Consider the following 19,387-nt stretch of genomic DNA (forward strand, 5'->3'; position numbering starts at 1 on the left):
ATTTCAAGATTTACTTCTTCTTGGACTTTTTGTATTCACCCGTTACAGTATGAAAACCTATTTCAACTCCATCTATCATTTGTTGATACAATTCAGGCTTTTCTTTTTTCACCCACTCCAATACATCAACAGCTCCAGGATAAACAGGATGAAAAACATCACTTACCGGCTCGTTTAGAGTATCCAACTCCAGAGTTTCCTTTCTCATTTTCTCAAGCACCTTTTGATACTTAGGATTCTCTGCCAGATTATTCAACTCCTGTGGATCATTTTTTAAATTGTATAACTCCTCTTTGGGCTTAGAGTCTGCAAAAAAGAATGCCTGAGCAGGAGTCAGCTTTCCTTCTTCCTTTAAAGTTCTCATAATATGAACTGCTGGTCGGTAAAATTCCAGATATGCCTGATGAGCATCGTAAGGAATCTCAGGTTTATCGTTTCGAATATATTTCCATTCGTCCGAAGTTATCGCGCGAATTTTTTCCTGAACTTCGTCCCATAAATCTCGGGCAGCATAAACGTATTCTCTATTAAATTCCGGATGGAAGACTGGCTTTCCAGTCATATAATCAGGAGTTTCAATCCCTGCAAAATCAAGCACTGTAGCTGTAATATCTGTTGATGCAACAACATCTTTTCTTATTTTCCCACCTGCCAATTCATTTGGAGAATACACGATAAAAGGAATTCGTAAACCAGGATCCTGTAAATATCCTTTTCCGCGGATATTGCATCGACCATTGTCTCCAATAAAAATAACGATGGTGTTTTTGGCAATTCCCTTATCTTCCAATTCTTTGAATATCAAACCAATTTCGTTATCCAGAAATTCAATTTGATCCAAATACTTCGCCCAATCTAATCGAATCACTGGATGATCGGCCATAAATGCAGGCATCACTACCGAATCAGGATTAACCGGGTGTGTAGAATTGTTTCGTACTTCAGTCCACCAATCACCTCGATGACTTGCCACCAATTGTATTTGAGCAAAAAATGGTTCATCTTCTTTTTCGAAATTATCATACTTATCGAATAGACCGAATTTGGTTTTACCATTCCATTCGCCTATAGCTTCATGTTTAAAGTTCACATCAATTTTGCGCCCCTTTTTCATTACAGCATGATTCCCTAAAATACAAGTATAACCAGCGTCTCGTAGTAAAGAGGTGAATGGTTTGTAATTTTGATTCAATGGCACATCCCTATTACTTCTGTGATTTTGAGCATTAATTTTTAACTGATGCGTACCAACCATCATAGACGATCGACTCGGAGAACAAATTGGATTGGTGACAAAACAATTGTCAAATCGGACTCCTTGCTCCGCCATTTTATTCAAGTTCGGTGTTTTTACTGCTGGCATGCCGTAACACTCCAAATCCAAACTCATATCTTCGGCCATCAACCAAATAATATTCGGTTTTTCCTGCGCCTTAGCACTAATTAATGTGAGAGAAAACAAACACGCCAACAATACTTTATTCATGATAAGATCGAAATTTAATTAGTATAGTATGATTCCTTATTGGGTACAGCTTCCTGTTCCCAAGCACTTAACTCTTTTGCCAAGTTTTTAGCAATGGCCGTTTTCACAAAAATCAAGTTGTTAACTTCTCCCTTATCCTCCTTAACGTTATACAGTTGCAATAATCCGCTATGGTATTTAATTAATTTCCAATCACCGGAAATGATTGCTGCATATTGATCTTCGTAAGAGCGGAAAAAATATAGATTACGTTCTTTAAATTCTTCTCCTTTTAGAAGAGGAAGCAGACTTTTCCCTTGTATTTGTTTCTCGGCACATTTCTTTCCTGATGCTATTTCAACTAAAGTTGGATACACATCGAGAGTCTGAATAGGAGTTTCGCACGTAGTATTCGCCTTGGTAACGCCAGGATAATACAAGACAAAAGGTACGCGGGCGCCACCTTCTCCAAGCGTATTTCCACCATTCTTTTTCCCTCTAAGCGGGAAATTCGTGAAATAACCTCCTTGATCAGATGTAAATAAGATCACCGTATTATCGGCAAGGCCTTTTTCCTCTAAAGCTTTTCGAATTCTTCCCAATGACTCATCCACAGCAGTAACCATCGCGCCATATTCAGCATATCTATCTTCCCAGCCTTTGGCTTTGTACTGAGCAATTAAATCTTTTCGACCTACCTGAGGCCCATGAACACCATAGTGCCACATAGTTAAACTAAATGGTTGTTTCTTATCGTAATTCTTAATAAAATCTTCCGCCTTATCTGTTAAAACATCCGTTAAATACTGATCGTCAGGAATATCCTCCAAAGGATTATTTTCTTTAAAAAAAGGCTGATAGTAACCTTTAGGATGTCCAAAATTACTGGTTCCATATTGTTCATCGAATCCTTGGTGAATTGGATGATAGGGTTCGTGACCTAAATGCCATTTCCCAATAAACAGGTTGTAGTAACCCAGCTCTTTTAAACGTTCAGCGTAAGTAACTTCCTCCAATGGTAACCAGTTGATAGAAGGCATTTGAACAGGATCATTTTTCCAATAATTGTATTTCTTAGAATTCCTTCCAAATTTGTCCTCTTCGGTAATGTGTCGAGGCATTTCTAAGCGAATGGACTCTTTCCCAGTTAACAGAGACGCACGACTTGGACTACAAGTAGGCGTTGTAATATATGCTCTTTCAAAATTTACACCTTCTTGTTTTAGCTGATCGATATTAGGCGTTTCAAATTCCGGATTTATATATCCAACATCTGCCCATCCTAAATCATCTACAAAAAACACAACTACATTTGGTTTATCCTTTGCTGCTACGTGCAAACTTGCCAATAAAATAAATGCTATAATTACCTGTTTTATCATTATTTTGCTTTTTTAAAATATCTAAGTACGAATATTACATTTTTTAAGTCCTGTTTTGTCTTTCCAAGTTAAGTTCTTGTATTTCTCCGTAAAATCAATAGAAATAAGTGGATTTAACGCTTACCAATATATTTTTAAGCGCTAAAATCTTCCCTTAAAAAAATCTACAGCTATTTTATAAGCTTATAAATATTCGCTGTTCTTTTTTGAAAATCGCTCTAGAATTTCAGCTTGTTTTTTATCTAGCTTTTGATTTCCCAGAAACCAGAAAACTCTGCGTGAGATTAAAATATTGGAGTGAGTAAGGAGTGAAAACAATGGCTTTATGATCTCTTCGGAATTTTGATCATTTTTATCGAGTAGAGTCAACAGTAAATCGACTTCGTGATAAGTTTTCAAATTAGATAATTGTCCATATATCTTCCTGTAAAAATCAGGAGTAAGATTTGCCTTGCTATGAACCAATGATTGCAAACAAGCCACTCTTTGTTCTGAATCATCAGAATTGAACAGATCCAGAATAGAGCGGCAATAAATTTCTTCCGGTGCATTCTCCAAATAGCTTATCACACTCCTTTTTACACTTGAAGATTCCAGTTTGTATTGTTCTTTAACCAAGTTAAGCAATTGCGGTTCGTAGTCTTTCCGACTGATTAAAAGCTTTATTGTAAAAAGTTTGTGAGCAATATCTCCATGATTCAAATAATCTGTAAAATCCTGATTATTTGCCGAATCACCAGTTATCTTTTTAATAATTTCCTGCAACTGTCCGTTCGCCCAATGCCAAAGAGTAAAACAGGTTAAGACAGCACCTTTTACATATGTACTTTCATCAATATCCAGAACAGTAGCACTCGAATGTATATCAACAGCTCCATTCTGTTCATTTTGAGTACTAACAATATTATCTATATGAACCGTTTTAAATGGAGAATTTTCATCTTTTAAAATCAGATGAAGTTTTTTATAATCATGAGCTGTAAATAACTCTCCCTTTGCCTTTTCAAGATGAACATCTGGTTTTAATTCAAATCGTTGATAGCTTCCAATGTCATTCCAAAAAATTTTTACAGTGTCAATTTTACAGATATCATCTGCACAATAAACGGACGGAACATTCAGATAAAACTCTTTATCAGGAGTTTCAAAAAGGCTGTATTTTATTAGGGCGGAATCTTTAAGTCCCGGATGAGTGTACATAACAGACATACTTTTTTCACCTTGAGGTGAAAAAAGTATGTCTGCTGCTGCAATCTTATTAAAAGACAGCAGCAGACATAAACAAAACAGTATATTCCTAAACTCTATAAAAATCATGAATAACAACGTATCTCAAATAATTTGGCGTTTTTATATCCCCAAGTTTCTTTCAGCTTAACACGAATAGCAGTCGTTTTCACCTGATTAAAACTGGTTTTTATTACTCGCGTAATGTTCTCATTAATCTGAGCAACTTCTATCCACTGCCCTTTTATTCGGGCTTCAACCGAAGCTGTTTTGATTAACTCTGGTGGAACATCAAGAACCTGCTTGTTTTGTATGTTTTTCTGCGGATTTTTATGCATCATCATTCTTCGCAAAACATTGGTATCCCCTTTCAATTCTACCTTCGAAATTTCCACCGGCTTTTCCCACTCTAACTGTAGCTCAGCATTAACACCATTTGCTTCCCAATGATGGATTTCATCTGTCCGATCACGAGAAACACCATCCACCAATAATTTGCAATCACCCGAAACGGTTGAAGATCCCATAATCACCTTCGCTTTTTTAGCCAAATCATTCTCATCAACAGCAATACGATTTGGAATAAAAACATCATCACGCATCAATTGTTCCTGTAATTCATTAATATGCTTGTTGCGCAACTCCCGCGGATTAATTCCTTTATTCAGACAGATCGCAGCACCTGTACCCACTGCCTGTCCCATCAAAGAGCAAGTAGAAATAATTCTAGTTGAAGAGAGTGCAATATGAGTTAAACTTGCATTTCGACCAGCAAAAGAAAGATTATCAATATTTTTAGAATACAAGATTCCATAAGGCACCTCATACACATTTTTTGAACGGTCATGAAAGTAACTTGCAGGTTCTTCTAAATTTTCAATTCCTCCAGGATTGTGCTCATCTAACGACCAACCACCAAAACCGATAGCATCCTCAAAATGAGAATCTTCAAGAATATCATTCTGTTTTAAGATGTAATCGCCCATAAAACGACGCGATTCACGACGACCAGGAATTGAACCAATCCAATCCAATGCAATATTATCAGCTTCCGGAAAATCACCTGAATTCTTGATATAATCCCAAACTCCATAAAAATAAGCCATCAGCTTGTGACGATTCTTTTCACGATCGACAATAATATCAAAATCACTAGCTACTTCAACCCACCAAAATCCTTCTTTCACCTGTTTGATTCTACGGTGCTTGTCTTTAAAAGCAGTCTCGTGATCGAATGGAATGACATAAGCCGGAGCTTTAAACGGCATCGGACGTCCCATATCTTTAGTAACCATCATGATGCAATCGCCCATCACCCAGCCATCAGCTTGATCTGGAGCATAAGATTCCCCAAACTCTTCTTTGCCTTCTCGGCCAGTACGATATTCGGCACCAGCAATAGCTGCCAGAAGGCCATCGCCCGAGCAATCAATAAATTGAGTGGCATTTATAGTGAATTCTGTTTCTGTAGTTCCTCCCCAACAAATAGCCGATTTTATGGTAGTACCATCCATCACAGCATCAACAGCCTGTGTGTTTAGCATTAATTCCAAATTGGGTTCACGAACAACAAAATTATACAAAACATGATCCCAAACAGGATATGATTCCTGCTTATTATAAACCCAGTTTTCAATGAGTATTTCTTCCACGATTCCAGTTTCCCGTTCCTGTGGAGCACCATTTACAGTAACACGCATTTCGCTGGAAGCATTCCCGCCCAAAACAGGCCTGTCTTGAATTAATATTGTTTTTGCCCCATTTCTTGCAGCTGATATAGCAGCTGAAATTCCTGCCATTCCGGCACCAATCACAACAACATCAGAATTCAGGGTTTGCTTTCTGCTTGGAATTCCCTTTTTTCCTATAGCTACCTGCAACCAATTGTCTTTCAATCGATCATTCGTAGCATTATCTATAATCGCCGGAGCAGCATTTGCAATAACTGGAAGTAATCCTGTTGCAACAACTCCTAATGCACCTTTTACAAAAAAATCTCTTCTTTTCATCTTATTCAAATTGAGTTTTACTCCTTACTATTCCAAATTGCAGTTAATTGGATTTCCGTCCGCCTTTTTTCTCTGATTGAACCAGCTTTCTCATGTCTTTATCGAAAGCTTTTCCATCAAATGGAACCACCAAGATTTTACTGCCGTGATTATCATTTTGTCGATCCTTTCCTTTTGGTACATCAATAACCGAGAAAAGAAAATGAGTTGGATGCCCATTCTCAACATACACGGTCATTCTTTGAACGATACTCCATTGATTAACAATTCCATTGGTGTACTTAAAAATAGCTGCATTTTTTGAAAATGCGATCCCTCTACTTTTCCAATTATGAATACCATCTGGTGATGTAAAATGATAGGAAGAGTCAACACCATGGTGATTCACAACCATATGATACATATCTCCACTGTACCAAACTGTTGGATCTTCCATTTTTTCCTGAGGAATCCCTTCCATTCCCTTATAAATTTTATCACCCATTATTTTATAAGGCCCTAAAATTCCGTTTTCACTGATCATAGGAGCAGTAGAACGCGGTATGATCATGTAATTTCCATCAGGACGTAAAAGAAGACTAACATTCGACATATGTCCAACAACGCCACCTCTAACTGCTCCTGCATTTTTATTGCCATAACGGGCCAAGCCAGGATCAAAACCATTTGGATCTACTTTAATTTCGCCAAGTAATTTGAACGGCCCGTTGGGAGAATTAGAAATAAAAATTTCTCCTCTTGTGACTTCGCTTATAATTACTGCATATTTTCCATCGTGAGTTCGTAAAGCAACAGTGTTATGCCCTAAACCTTCTTTCCAATTTGGATACACCAAGCCTTTTTCAACATACGGACCTAACACATTTTCACTTACGCTATGAATTGCTTTTGTGCCTATGTGCCAACCATCACGATGTGTCATTTCCTGTGTCCAATGACTTGCATACATGTGATACAACCCCTCATCATCTTTTACAATGCTACCGTCCCAATAGCACCATTTTTTAAGCGTCGCATCTTCCAAACCATTTGTTGTATCACGCGGAAAGACATTCGTTTCTCCCCACGTGCCTTCTGAAACTAAGACTGATTGAATGGGAATTGGCAGAAAATAATCGATTAATGTTTTGTCTACCTGAGCAAATGAAATGCTAATCGTTAGCATGCTAAACAAGCTAAAGGAAAGCGTTCTTTTAACAAGCATCTCCCATGAATTCCCTTGTATCATACCAAACATCATTTTTATTTTACCAATAATTCATCAATACTCAAACCATCATCTTCCAAAGCTGTAATTCTAATTGTATTTGCTCCGGACCCCAATTTTGCTTTTAGCTCAAATACTGCCCAATCTTTTCTGTAATTAGTTAAAGCTGGTAATACTACTTCTTGTTTTTTACCATTAATAGTCAATAATGCTTTATATTCAGGTCTTATTTTATCATTCGCACTGTATCGAATTTGCAAAGTAAACTCTCCCGGACTACCATCATTTTCCTGATACCATTCTACGTATCCGCCACTGTTTCTTCCAAAATCGATATATCCTTTTCCTTTAAAATCACTTCCATTGGATTCAATATTGGCTCCATCAAAAGAAGCATCTTCAGCCTGATCGCCACCTGGATTTGCTGCAACAACTGCAGCATTCCATACAAATCCCTCATCATTAGCAAAGCGTTCTTCCATTTGCTGAATTTCCTTACCATTCATAAGCACCAAAGCTTTAACGCTTGTTCCCAATTCAACATCAAATGATTTTTCGTATAAATTTGATTTTGTGCTTGGAACACTGCCATCCAGGGTATAATAAATTTGAATATCCGCACTGGGTAACTCGCCTCTAAGGGAGATTAATTCAGCATCAATATTCACCTTATTTGAGCTAATCTGCTTCTTCTCACCCAAAATACAGGAAGCCAACACAGCTACATCTCCTGTTTCATCCGTCGATTCGATGTATGCACGTGTTAATCCAAAAAAGGCAATACGATTTGTTGCTTCAAAATGCTTTTCTACATCAATCGGACTGCCATTATCCAATGCACGAATTTTTCCTGATCCAATTACATGGAAATAGGTTCTGTTTTCCCCATAAGGATAAAACGCTCCTTTTTCATCAGTAGCAGTTACACGAAGTTGAACGATATCTCTGTTCTCATCGTCCATATTTTCACCATCAACCGATAAGGCAATACGAGAAGGAGCATCAGCTGTTCTAATTATTTTTTCAACCACCGATTTCCCATTTTTGTAGGCAATCGCTTTTAATTCTCCTGGTGTCCAGCCAACCATCCATTGGCATTGCATTTTATCCCAAGTTAAACCTGGCTTTTGTTTTCCCAATGATTTTCCATTGAGGAACAACTCAACTTCATCGCAATTGGAGTAAACCCAAACAGGAATTTCAACTCCTTCTTTTAATGTTGGATGAGTCCAGTGTGGAAGGATGTGAACCATTGGTTTCGAAGTCCATTGGCTTTGATACAGGTAAAATAAATCTTTCTCGAAATTTGCCATATCGATAGCACCTCCCATAAAAGATTTAAATGGCCATCCTCCATGCACATAGGTTGCTTCACCAATGTAATCATAACCAGTCCAACGGAATGATCCTGCGTAGTAGGGAATATCACGCAACTGTTCAATGTTCTGACGTGAAGTTAATCGCACCATTCCATTGTCGTAGCTCGAGTTGAATATTTGTTTGTAATTATTTCGTCCGGCAGCATTTGTCCAATCATAAGAAAACACTTCTTCTTCGGTTAAATCCGGATAGAAATAAGATTTCTGACGCTTGTTTGGATAACCATCACGATACCAGGTTTTGGTTCTGTAAAAACCTCTTACCTGCCAGGTATGCGTATTCTCTGTACCGATAAAAACACGATCCTTTTCCATTGTGTCGAACCAGCCCATTTTTTCGCTGCTTCCATTCACCCCAAATACATCCATATATTCTGAACCTGAATGACCAGAAGTTAAAGGTCGAGTATGATCCAATTCGTGACAACGAGCCACAATATCTTTACCTATTTCACCATGGGTTTCGTTTCCGACACTGTAAATCACCACCGAAGGATGGTTACGATCGCGTTTGATCCAATCTGTCAAATCGCGATTCCACCATTCATCGAATGAATGAGCTCCATAATCATTAGCGGCCTTTTTCATCCAACCATCAAAAATCTCATCCATTACCAACATGCCCATTTCATCGCACATATCGTAAAACTGAGGCGTTTGCGGATTGTGCGCTGTACGAATTGCATTACAGCCCATGTCTTTGAGTTGCTGAATTCGAAAGCGTAAAATCTTATCGGGAACGGCAGCTCCTAATGCTCCGGCATCCTGATGATTACAAACTCCTTGTAATTTCACATTCTTGCCATTAATCCACATACCGGTTTCTGCCTTCCACTCAATATCACGAACACCAAAATGGGTTTCCACAACATCCATTACCTTCTTACCAACTTTTACCTCAGTAACTGCAGTATAAAGATTTGGATTTTCTATTGACCACAACTGAGGAGTTTCAAGCTTAATTGATTGAGTGATTTTTTCTGATTTTCCCGCTTCAATTTTTAATTTATTCTGTGCTGCAGCAACAATCTTACCTCCTGGATCTTTAATACTGGTAGTGAAACTAGCTTTTGTCAATTTTGAAAGTTGATTTGCAATTTCGGTATCTATCTCAACAGTTGATCCTTTGGTGCGAATAAAAATTCCGGAATTAGCTACATGTACCTGTTCTTTTACATCGATCCAGGTATTGGCGTAAATTCCACTTCCGGTGTACCAACGTGCCGAAGGTTGCTTGTCGTTATCCACACGAACTGCAAAAGTGATTGAATCGGAACTTAGGGTTTCCTTACTGATGTCGTAAGCAAAAGATATCCAGCCGTAAGGACGCACACCTAATTTTCTGCCATTTGCCCAAACTTCACTATTCATGAATACACCATCGAAAGCCACCTCAACCTGTTTGCCTTTCCAATTGGCGGGAACGGCAATTGTTTTACGATACCATCCAATTCCAGATGGCAGATAACCACACTGTCCTCCCATTGGATTATTTTCATTGTATTCTCCCTCAATGCTCCAATCATGCGGTAAATCCAATATCCGCCAAGAATCATCTTCATATGACACAGCTTCGGCTCCAAGCTGATCGTTCAATTTGAACTTCCAGTCTGAATTGAAATTGATTCGCTCATGAGCCAATAAATTCATACTTATTGCAAAGAATATCAGAAATAATAGTTTCTTCATTTTATAGTTGGCTTTATTTAATATTCTAATATACGACTTGATGTTCTGCTCTCAAATTACAGCTTTTGAACAAATCAGTTTACTTCTAATTAATATTCGAAACTAATTGAAAACGTTTGATTAAATGTTTTTGACAGTTTATTGAATGTGTTTCAGAGTAAATAATACCGATTAACCCGCAGAAGAAATCAGCTAAGAAAAAAAACCATCAATAAAAATGAAAACGTTTTTTCAATCGTTGAAAACTATTTATTCATTGGTGTCTGGTAAAATTAAGACTGCATTTTAACATTATGTCGCCACCTGCGTGAATTTATTTTCAGTATTACACAAGACTACCATATTATCGCTCCTAATGGAGCGAATATATATCCCAACGACCATATTATCAACCCTTATCGAGCTAATCGAAATCCCAGAGGGATGTAATTATGCTACTTAAAAGGCGAAAAGAAATAAAAAGTACCATCGGTACGAAATTAAAGTTCGAACATTCTATTTTTTCAGATCAATAAAGAATTTTATTAAAAACCATAAAGGCAATAAACATCCTAATAATCCGCATCGCATAAGCTTCAAATTTATTATCTCGCACACAAAGACTCTCAGAAAAAAAGAGCATTACAGAGTATTTTTACATACTCAGCAATGCTCTTTCAAGAAATTATCTAATGTATCTCTAGCTTCCTCTTAAGCTTATTTAGTTTTAAATTGATCATACTCCGGATTCACCTTTGCATTTTTAAATTGAGGACGATTTTTCCAAAGATCATAAGTAGCTTCTAATTGAGCAGGATCTTCTGGGTATTGCCCTTTATCATCCGTTTCATTAATCCATTTATTAAGTACTTTTCGATGCTTTTTAAGTATTGATTTGTATTTAGCATCTATCGCCAAATTATTCATTTGATTCGGATCAGCTTCAATATCATACAATTCCTCCTCTGGGCGAACGCCAAACCAGAAAGCTTCTTGATAAGGAGTTAATTTTCCATCAGCGTAAGCTTGCTTAAAATCTTTAACAATCGGTTTTAAATCTCTATAACCAGGTTGTAACATGGTACGCTCTGGCCAAAAATTTCGAATGTAACGGTACTTGTCTGAACGTACAGTTCTAATTCTGTCAATCGTAAAATCACAACGATCACGAGCACCAAAAACATATTCTGCTGGCTTGTAATCTTTTGCAAATAAATCTTGTCCATCCATATAGTCAGGTACGTCTAATCCGGCTAAAGCCATTGTTGTAGCAGTTACATCCAATAGTGACACCAAGTCTTCAACTTCTGTTCCTGGTCTAATTGACGGATGATTTCCAATGACTACCAAAGGTACATGCAATCCACCTTCGTAACAAAATTGTTTGTGACGCAATGAAGAAGGACTTCCGTGATCTGAGAAAAAGAATACAATCGTATTTTCCAACTCACCATCCGCCTTCAGCTGTTTCAATATCAACTCAATACGAGCATCTGAACCTCTACCCGCATTATAATGCTGAGTCCAGGCTTCACGCTGAGATTTTATATCCGGGAAATACGGAGGTAGAGCCACATCATAAGCAGCCAACTCTTCTCCTTCACGAACATATTGGTAATCTCTTTTTCCACCCATTATTTCTATCTGACCGAACCACGCTTGGCTTTTATCTGCTCTCGCTCCCCACACATCTTCGGTCCACGACAAGTTATGCTCCGCATGATTTCCTTGCCAACCATTCATTCCAGGTATATAATCTTTTGCATTACCTACATCATAAAGTTTGGTTCTATCGTAAAAGAAATTATAATCGTCTTTACCACTGTTGAAAGTAAAATAACCCGCCTGTTTCATTAATTCTGGCAAAGTTTTCATGCCGTCTGGCAAGTAAATTCTCAAATCTTCAGGAACCACTTCTCCATCAGTCGTACGACTTGAACGATGCTCGTGAGTACCTGTTGTGGTTTGCATTTTACCTGTTATAAAAGCAGAACGACAAGCTGAACAAACAGGTGCTGTTGCATAAGCTCTTTTAAAAATCACACCATCTGTTGCCATCTTATCAATAACAGGCGTATGCCCTTTATTGATGACATCTCCATAACAGCCCATATTTGGATTTAAGTCTTCTGCGACAATCCATAGAATATTTGGCTTTTTGGTTTGAGCTTCTGTATTGGTAGAAGCAAAAATACTTAGCACTGCTGTTAGTAGTAACAACTTGGAAAAGATTGATTTCATATAATTATAATTTGTTTTTTAGTTGCTATATGGAACTTTCCAAGCTGGGAATAATCATCCCCCTGTGTGTCAAAACCGCTTTGGCATGGACGTTTCATTTTATATTTTTTAAATTCTTCTATCAAAGAAAAGAAATACAGGCATCCAAAGAGTATTTCGTAGTAAAATACATGTCGTTCTGAGTTATTTTGTCTCGAAACATGCAGCTATTGAGCAAAAAAAACATCATTTATTTTCAATTAATGATATTTTTTCAGTCTCTAACAATTACTCTCCAGCACCCACTTTTTCGTACAAATTCTTTTCTTGTTTCTCAAGACTAAGGATAGGAACAATTTCACAATAACTGCTCATATCATCTACATTGTTTCCAAAACCTTCAATTTTAATGTATTGGATTTCCTCTTGTTTTGAAAAAATAAAGGATTCTATTTGAGAATTTTTATTGCTTGTCCCGGAAAATAGCTCCTTCCAGTTTTTACCATTCGCAGAACCTTTAATCTTTAGTTTGTAAGACGTTTTATCGAGATTCCTAAATTGAATTTTCACTCCATTGGCCAAGCGAATTCGTTTCAAATCCAATTGAATAAAACACTCCCCTTTGGCGCTCCAATATGTTTCGGGTTTTCCATCAAGAACATGGGAAGCAGGATTCTCATCAGATTCACAACTTGCTTTTATTGCGTACTCCGAAACGGAATTGTCATAAGAAAGCTCAAACCCGTGTTCTCTCACCACGTCACCACTTACACCAAATGCCTTCAGCTTATTTACCCCTTTTGTTAAAACGACATTCCACTTAAATTCTTTTGTTTGTTTTCCCAATGATTTTCCATTGTGAAACAATTCAACCTCATTCATGTTGGTGAAAACGCGATAAATCTTATTGGCATCACCACCTCGTTCTTGCCAGGTAGGCGTTTCTAAATAAAGAACTGGTTCCTTACTCCATTTCGATTTTAGAAGATAAAAAACGTCTTTCTTCTGTCTGTCGAATGTTACCAATCCTTTTTGGTTGATATGTGGTTTGGTGTCGCCACGATGGGCTGCGCCAAAATCGGCAAACGACCACCAGTTCACTCCACACAACCAATCCATTTTATCGATTTGATGCAAATGCGATTCCAGAAATTCATTTTGATACTCAATACTAAAATCTTGTCGAAGTGGATTTTCTGTGTGTACACGAACATCGGAACCGGCACCGAATTCAGAAATTATTAACGGTTTATTTGGCATCATAGCATGCAATTCGTTCACCCTTTCGGTAAAAGTATTGTGATGAGTGCCATACCATCCACGATACAAATTATAACCGAATACATCAGGAATTTCATATACTTTATAATCGATTGGTCTGTTGTTATCGCCATTTACAAAAACGGTTTTTCGAACAGGATCCTCACTGTGAACTAGATCATTTAAATTTTTAACGATATCGTAAATATTGGCTTTACCATCTCCTCGATCGCTCATCCAAACTTCATTTCCCATTCCCCATAAAATTATGGAAGAATGGTTAAAATGCTGATTGATTAAATCTTTCATCATCAACTGAAGATTCTGTTCAAATTCAGGTTCAAAGGATGTTTTGTTTACATACGGAATTTCTTCCCAAACCAATATCCCCATTTCATCGCACAATTGAAGGACATAATTATCTTGCTGATAATGAGCCAAACGCAACCAGTTAACGCCCAATTCTTTCATTAGCTTAATATCCTCTAAATGATGATTCAAACTCACGGCATTTCCTTGTCGGTAATTGTCCTGATGACGATTCAAACCTTTTAATTTGTAAGGTTTCCCATTTAAAAAGAATCCTTTATCGGCAGTAAACTCATACCATCTGAATCCGTGATTCACAAGAACCTCATCAATCGTTTCCCCTTTAGTTTGCAATTCTATTTTCACCTGATAAAGCTCTGGATACTCAGGACTCCAAAGTTTTGGGTTTGCAACATCTGTCATTGCCACTTTAACGAGTTCTGTTTTTCCCGCATCAACTTTGTATGCTGATTTCCCTGAAGAAACGACATTACCCTTTTTATCCAGAACACTGACAACAATCTCTATTTTGCTTCTTTTATTTGTTCCGTTGTCTACTCTTGCACTTACATGTAAATCGGCCAAATCGGCACTTACTTTTTCGCTCCACACCCGTACTCCCGAACTGGCAAAATATTTTTTTGAAATGGTCAATTTAGGGCAAGAAATTAGTTCCACAGATCGGTACAAACCACCATAGAAATTGAAATCACCACTTCGTGGAGCAATATTCTGACTATCTGCATTGGAAACCCAAACATCAATCTTATTTTTCCCTAGATTCAGTTTACCGGTTAGCTCGCAGATAAAGGCGCTGTAACCTCCAATATGATGAATAAGTTCTTCTCCATTCAGATATACCTTCGCTTGCTGACCAGCCGCATTAAACTTTAAATACTGACGCTGATGGAATTGGGCTTCTGAAAAAGTTAAATATTTCCTGTACCAGGAACCTGCTCGTCGGTAATCTTTAGTTTCTAAAACATCCAGTGCATTCCAAGTATGAGGAAGTGATATTTGCTGGTAATATTCATCCGCTTCAGAGGGAATTTCTTCGCTATCTTTTTCAAGATAAAGCCAGTTATCGTTAATAACTGCAGACTGTGAGCCAATTTGGTGAAGTTTGCCACTTGAAGTTTGTGCAAAAGTACTTCCTGCACAAAAAACCATTACAAGTAAAACAAAACTTCGATTTACAATTTTACATTTCATACTTAATCATTTGGGAAAGATAATTTAATACAACATTGAGGCATTAGGAGGAAGTGGAACATGATTTGCCTTACGCCATACCACCAACTCATCCAATAATTCTTTTGTTAATTCAGGATTTTCAGTAATCAAATTATTCGACTCTTTTGGATCAGATTGTAAATTATACAATTCGAGATTACCTGTTGCCAAAAACTGAATTAATTTATACTGCTTTTTACGAATAACAGAACAAGTTCCATGTTTATTGATGCTCGCCAAGTGCCAAAACAAAGGTCTCTCTGCAAAAAGCTCGGAATCTCCTTCAAAGAGATCAGTCATGGAATTCCCATCCAACTGACCTTTATAATCAGTAATTCCGGCGACACTTAATAGTGTTGGGAAATAATCTAATAAAGTAACCGGTTCAGATGTTCTTCTTGCCAGCACTTTACCAGGCCAGTTTATAAGACTTGGAACACGAATTCCACCTTCATAAATATATCCTTTAGAACCGCGCATCAAATCATTGCTGCTTTGTCCGCCATTGTAACCATTATCGGAAGAGAAAATAATGATCGTATTTTCACGCAATCCATTTTCATCCAGATAATCAACAATGCGCTGCACATTTTGATCCACCGATTCAACCATTGTGGCATAACCAGCCATTGTTTCTTTTCGCTTGCCAATTCCTTGTCCGGTGATTGTATCACCTTCCTTATTCATATACTTTTCGTACAATTTAGGACTGCGGTTTTTTATTGGACGATGAACTGCATAATAGTGCAAATTCACAAAGAACGGACCTTTCTTGTTTTGATCCATAAACTCAATTGCATCTGAAGTCAATCGATCTGTAAGCCATTCATCATCTGCTTTTGCTTCGATAAAAGGATTACTGAATGGAGCTCTGTAACCACCAGTATGACTTTTATATCCGCCCTCTTCAAAGGCTGGATCTCCACGAAATGTTCCACCGACATTTTTCACAAAACCTCTTCCCTCTGGATAATACTGCATTATTTCATCAGTCTTGTGTTTTGCAACCCAGGAGTAATCACCGGGATCAGGTTGTGTTAACTTTTCTGTGAGAGGAAAGGTCTTCTTTAATTCCTCTTCAGGATAAGGACCTACAATATGCCACTTTCCAAGATGTATCGATTTATATCCAGCTTTAGCCAAAGGTTCAGCATAAATTTGGTGTTTTTTCTCAACAGTCCAGCGTGAAAAAATATTCTCCTGATCATTCCCTTTTTCCAAAACCGGTACCGTATAAACCCCTGTTCGAAATGATTGTTTTCCTGTGAACAAAGCCGTTCTCGAGGGAGAGCAAGTTGGATACATATACGATTGATCCATTACCAAACTATGTTTTGCCAAATTATCCAATGCAGGAGTTTCATAGTACTTTGATCCGTTAAATCCAACGTCAGCATAACCAAGATCGTCAGCCAAAATAAATACAATATTTGGTTTTATCGGAGAACTTTTACTGCAGGAAACACCACCCATAATTACACTACTTAAAAATAGAGCAAGCGGTAATCTGAATATTATTTTTTTCAAGATCGATTGATTCATTAGGTATTTTTTCATTTTTAAAGCACGATAACTGCAGTAATATTTCAATAAGTAGACACCTCTATACCAGCGGCTTTCAAATTATCAGAAGAGGCTGTTAAAGTGATCGTTCCTGCTTTTTCAGTAGACTGAATCATAACCAAACATTTTCCATTAAAACAATTTCGTTCATTGCTTTGAAATGGTGTAATATCTGTGGAATTTCCATTCCCTGCGGCATGAAAAGTTCCGTCGCCTTCAACAGTAAATTTAATTGGAAAATTCGCTGTTGGACAGAAATCACCATCCTTATCAACTACATTTACTTCAACAAAAGAAAGGCTTTCTCCATCTGCTTTTATCTTGGTGTACTTGGTCACGAGTTGCAAGGTATATGGCTCCGAGGCTGTTTTTATGGAGTTCTCCATTGCTGGTTTTCCATTCTCATCAAAAGCAACAACCTTGACCTCTCCTGGTTCGTATTTTACCTCATCCCAGACCAAACGATATCGCTCATAAACCTTTTTTTTTGTATTTTTAGTTCTCATACCATAACTTTTCCCATTCACAAATAATTCAGCAGAATTAAAGTTAGTAAATACGTGCACAGGAACAGTTTTAACTTCCTCCTGATTCCAGTTCCAATGTGGTAAAATGTGCAACACATTTTCATTCGTCCACCTTGCTTTATACAGGTAGTATATGCTTTTTGGAAATCCACATAAATCGACAATTCCAAAATAAGAATTTTTAGTTGGCCATTCGACATTGTAAGGAGATGGTTCGCCTAAATAATCAAAACCTGTCCACACAAACTCGCCCGCTACATGCGGATTATCATCAAGCATGGCAAAACCAACATCAGGTGTATTGGACCAATTGCAGTAATCCAATCCATAATCAGAACATTGAAGATTTTCTCGGGTATAATGCTTTCTAGGTACCGCATCTAAATCAAAATATCCACGACTCGAAACGGTCGATTCTGTTTCACTTGCGATAAAACTCCAATCGGGATGTTGCTCTTTTAACCAAGGATAGAGATGTGTATGGTAATTCCATCCTTTTAGATCGAATTGAGCCGCGAAATTATTCTCCGCCGGAGCTTCTCTATTCATTCCGATAGTAACTGGTCGTGTATTATCCTCTCGATGAGTGATATCCGCCAAAAACTTAGCGCGTTTCCATCCATCATCCGTAAATTGTTCCAAAATTTCATTACCAACACTCCACATAAATACGGATGGATGATTACGATCCCGATGAATCAATGCTGTTAAATCTTTCTCTGCCCAATCATCCCAAAGATGGGTATAACCATTTTTATTTTTGCCCTTTTTCCATTCATCAAAAGCCTCATCCATAACCAAAAAACCCATGGTATCGCACATGCTTAACAGCTCGGGAGTAGGTGGATTGTGAGAAGTACGAATGGCATTACATCCCATTTCTTTTAAAATAAGCAACTGACGGTGTAAAGCTGAAACATTAACTGCAGCACCCAAAGGACCTAAATCGTGGTGCATACAAACCCCCTGCACCTGCAGTCTTTTTCCATTTAAATGCAAACCATCATTGCTTATAAATTCAAAACTCCGAATTCCAAATGTTGATTTATAAACATCTACGGTTTTCCCATTGCTTACAACTTTCGACAAAACATTATAAACAACTGGCGTCTCAATAGACCAAACTTTCGGATTATTAACTTGAAAGTCTTGTTTAAGGACTGTTTCATTGCCTGAAATAGCTCCGGATTCTTTCTGAGCTATCAATTGATTATTAGAATCATATATTTCGGTTAGCAGGGTGCATTTTTCACTTCCAACAAAAGTTGTTTTTATATTTACCTGAGCCTCGTTATCAGTAACCTGTGGTGTTGTGATATAAGTACCCCAATGCTTTACATGTGCGCTATTGGTAGTCACCAAACGTACATTACGATACAAGCCTGCTCCTGGGTACCAGCGGGAACTTTGTGGCAAATTCTCCAATCTCACGGCAAGTACATTTTCCCCAACTTTTGCAAAATCAGAGATATCAAAAGCAAATGAAGTGTAGCCATAAGGCCATTCCCCAACAAATTTTCCATTCACATAGACTTTGGCATTGCTCATAGCTCCATCGAACTCTACGCTTAGTTTTTTATCCGCATTATCCGCTGAAACTTCAAAATATTTCCGATACCAGCCAATGCCCATATAAGGCAAACCTGCAGTTCTTCCCAATCGCAACTTTTGCTTTTTTTCACCATCGGCAACAACCTTTTTGCTTTGAGCATCGTTTTTCGGATCGAATGGACCAGTTATGGCCCAATCGTGAGGCACACGTACCGTTTCCCATTTACTATCATCATAATTAATGGCTTCGCCATTTTCGACTTCTCCTTTGGTAAATTTCCATCCTTTCTTAAGGGTTTCAATTTGTCTCCCTTGTTCTACAACACCCTTAGAACAAGCTGTAAGTGAAATCAGTAAACAAATTACAACTAAATATTTTTTCATCGA

At 37.6% G+C, this 19,387-nt stretch carries 10 protein-coding genes; all 10 read right to left on the reverse strand.

Going from position 1 to position 19,387, the window contains the following annotated elements:
- Window positions 1-10: 10 nt before the first annotated feature.
- On the reverse strand, window positions 11-1,486 hold the full coding sequence (locus ALGA_RS03480; RefSeq protein WP_096428012.1) for a sulfatase family protein: 1,476 nt from the start codon (window positions 1,484-1,486) through the stop codon (window positions 11-13).
- 14 nt (window positions 1,487-1,500) lie between these two features.
- Window positions 1,501-2,847: a sulfatase gene (locus ALGA_RS03485; RefSeq protein WP_096428013.1), complete on the reverse strand. Its 1,347-nt coding sequence runs from the start codon at window positions 2,845-2,847 to the stop codon at window positions 1,501-1,503.
- Between the two features lie 183 nt (window positions 2,848-3,030).
- Window positions 3,031-4,047 (reverse strand): hypothetical protein, encoded by a 1,017-nt coding sequence (locus tag ALGA_RS03490; RefSeq protein WP_145957566.1) that lies wholly within the window; start codon window positions 4,045-4,047, stop codon window positions 3,031-3,033.
- A 113-nt stretch (window positions 4,048-4,160) separates the two neighbouring features.
- Window positions 4,161-6,083 (reverse strand): FAD-dependent oxidoreductase, encoded by a 1,923-nt coding sequence (locus ALGA_RS03495; protein ID WP_096428015.1) that lies wholly within the window; start codon window positions 6,081-6,083, stop codon window positions 4,161-4,163.
- Between the two features lie 43 nt (window positions 6,084-6,126).
- Window positions 6,127-7,311 (reverse strand): glycoside hydrolase family protein, encoded by a 1,185-nt coding sequence (locus ALGA_RS03500; RefSeq protein ID WP_145957567.1) that lies wholly within the window; start codon window positions 7,309-7,311, stop codon window positions 6,127-6,129.
- Between the two features lie 14 nt (window positions 7,312-7,325).
- Window positions 7,326-10,358: a glycoside hydrolase family 2 TIM barrel-domain containing protein gene (locus tag ALGA_RS03505; protein WP_096428017.1), complete on the reverse strand. Its 3,033-nt coding sequence runs from the start codon at window positions 10,356-10,358 to the stop codon at window positions 7,326-7,328.
- Window positions 10,359-11,054: 696 nt separating this feature from the next.
- Window positions 11,055-12,578, reverse strand: coding sequence for a sulfatase family protein (locus ALGA_RS03510; RefSeq protein WP_096428018.1), 1,524 nt, complete (start codon window positions 12,576-12,578; stop codon window positions 11,055-11,057).
- Window positions 12,579-12,845: 267 nt separating this feature from the next.
- Window positions 12,846-15,338 (reverse strand): glycoside hydrolase family 2 TIM barrel-domain containing protein, encoded by a 2,493-nt coding sequence (locus tag ALGA_RS03515; RefSeq protein WP_096428019.1) that lies wholly within the window; start codon window positions 15,336-15,338, stop codon window positions 12,846-12,848.
- Between the two features lie 24 nt (window positions 15,339-15,362).
- Window positions 15,363-16,916 carry a sulfatase gene (locus ALGA_RS03520; RefSeq protein ID WP_197705692.1) on the reverse strand — a complete coding sequence of 518 codons (1,554 nt, stop codon included), beginning with the start codon at window positions 16,914-16,916 and terminating at the stop codon, window positions 15,363-15,365.
- A gap of 29 nt (window positions 16,917-16,945) precedes the next feature.
- A complete protein-coding gene (galB, locus tag ALGA_RS03525) occupies window positions 16,946-19,384 on the reverse strand; it encodes a beta-galactosidase GalB (protein ID WP_096428020.1) in 2,439 nt (812 codons plus the stop codon).
- Window positions 19,385-19,387: the final 3 nt, after the last annotated feature.

The sequence above is a fragment of the Labilibaculum antarcticum genome, from assembly GCF_002356295.1.
In the GTDB taxonomy this organism is placed as follows: domain Bacteria; phylum Bacteroidota; class Bacteroidia; order Bacteroidales; family Marinifilaceae; genus Labilibaculum; species Labilibaculum antarcticum.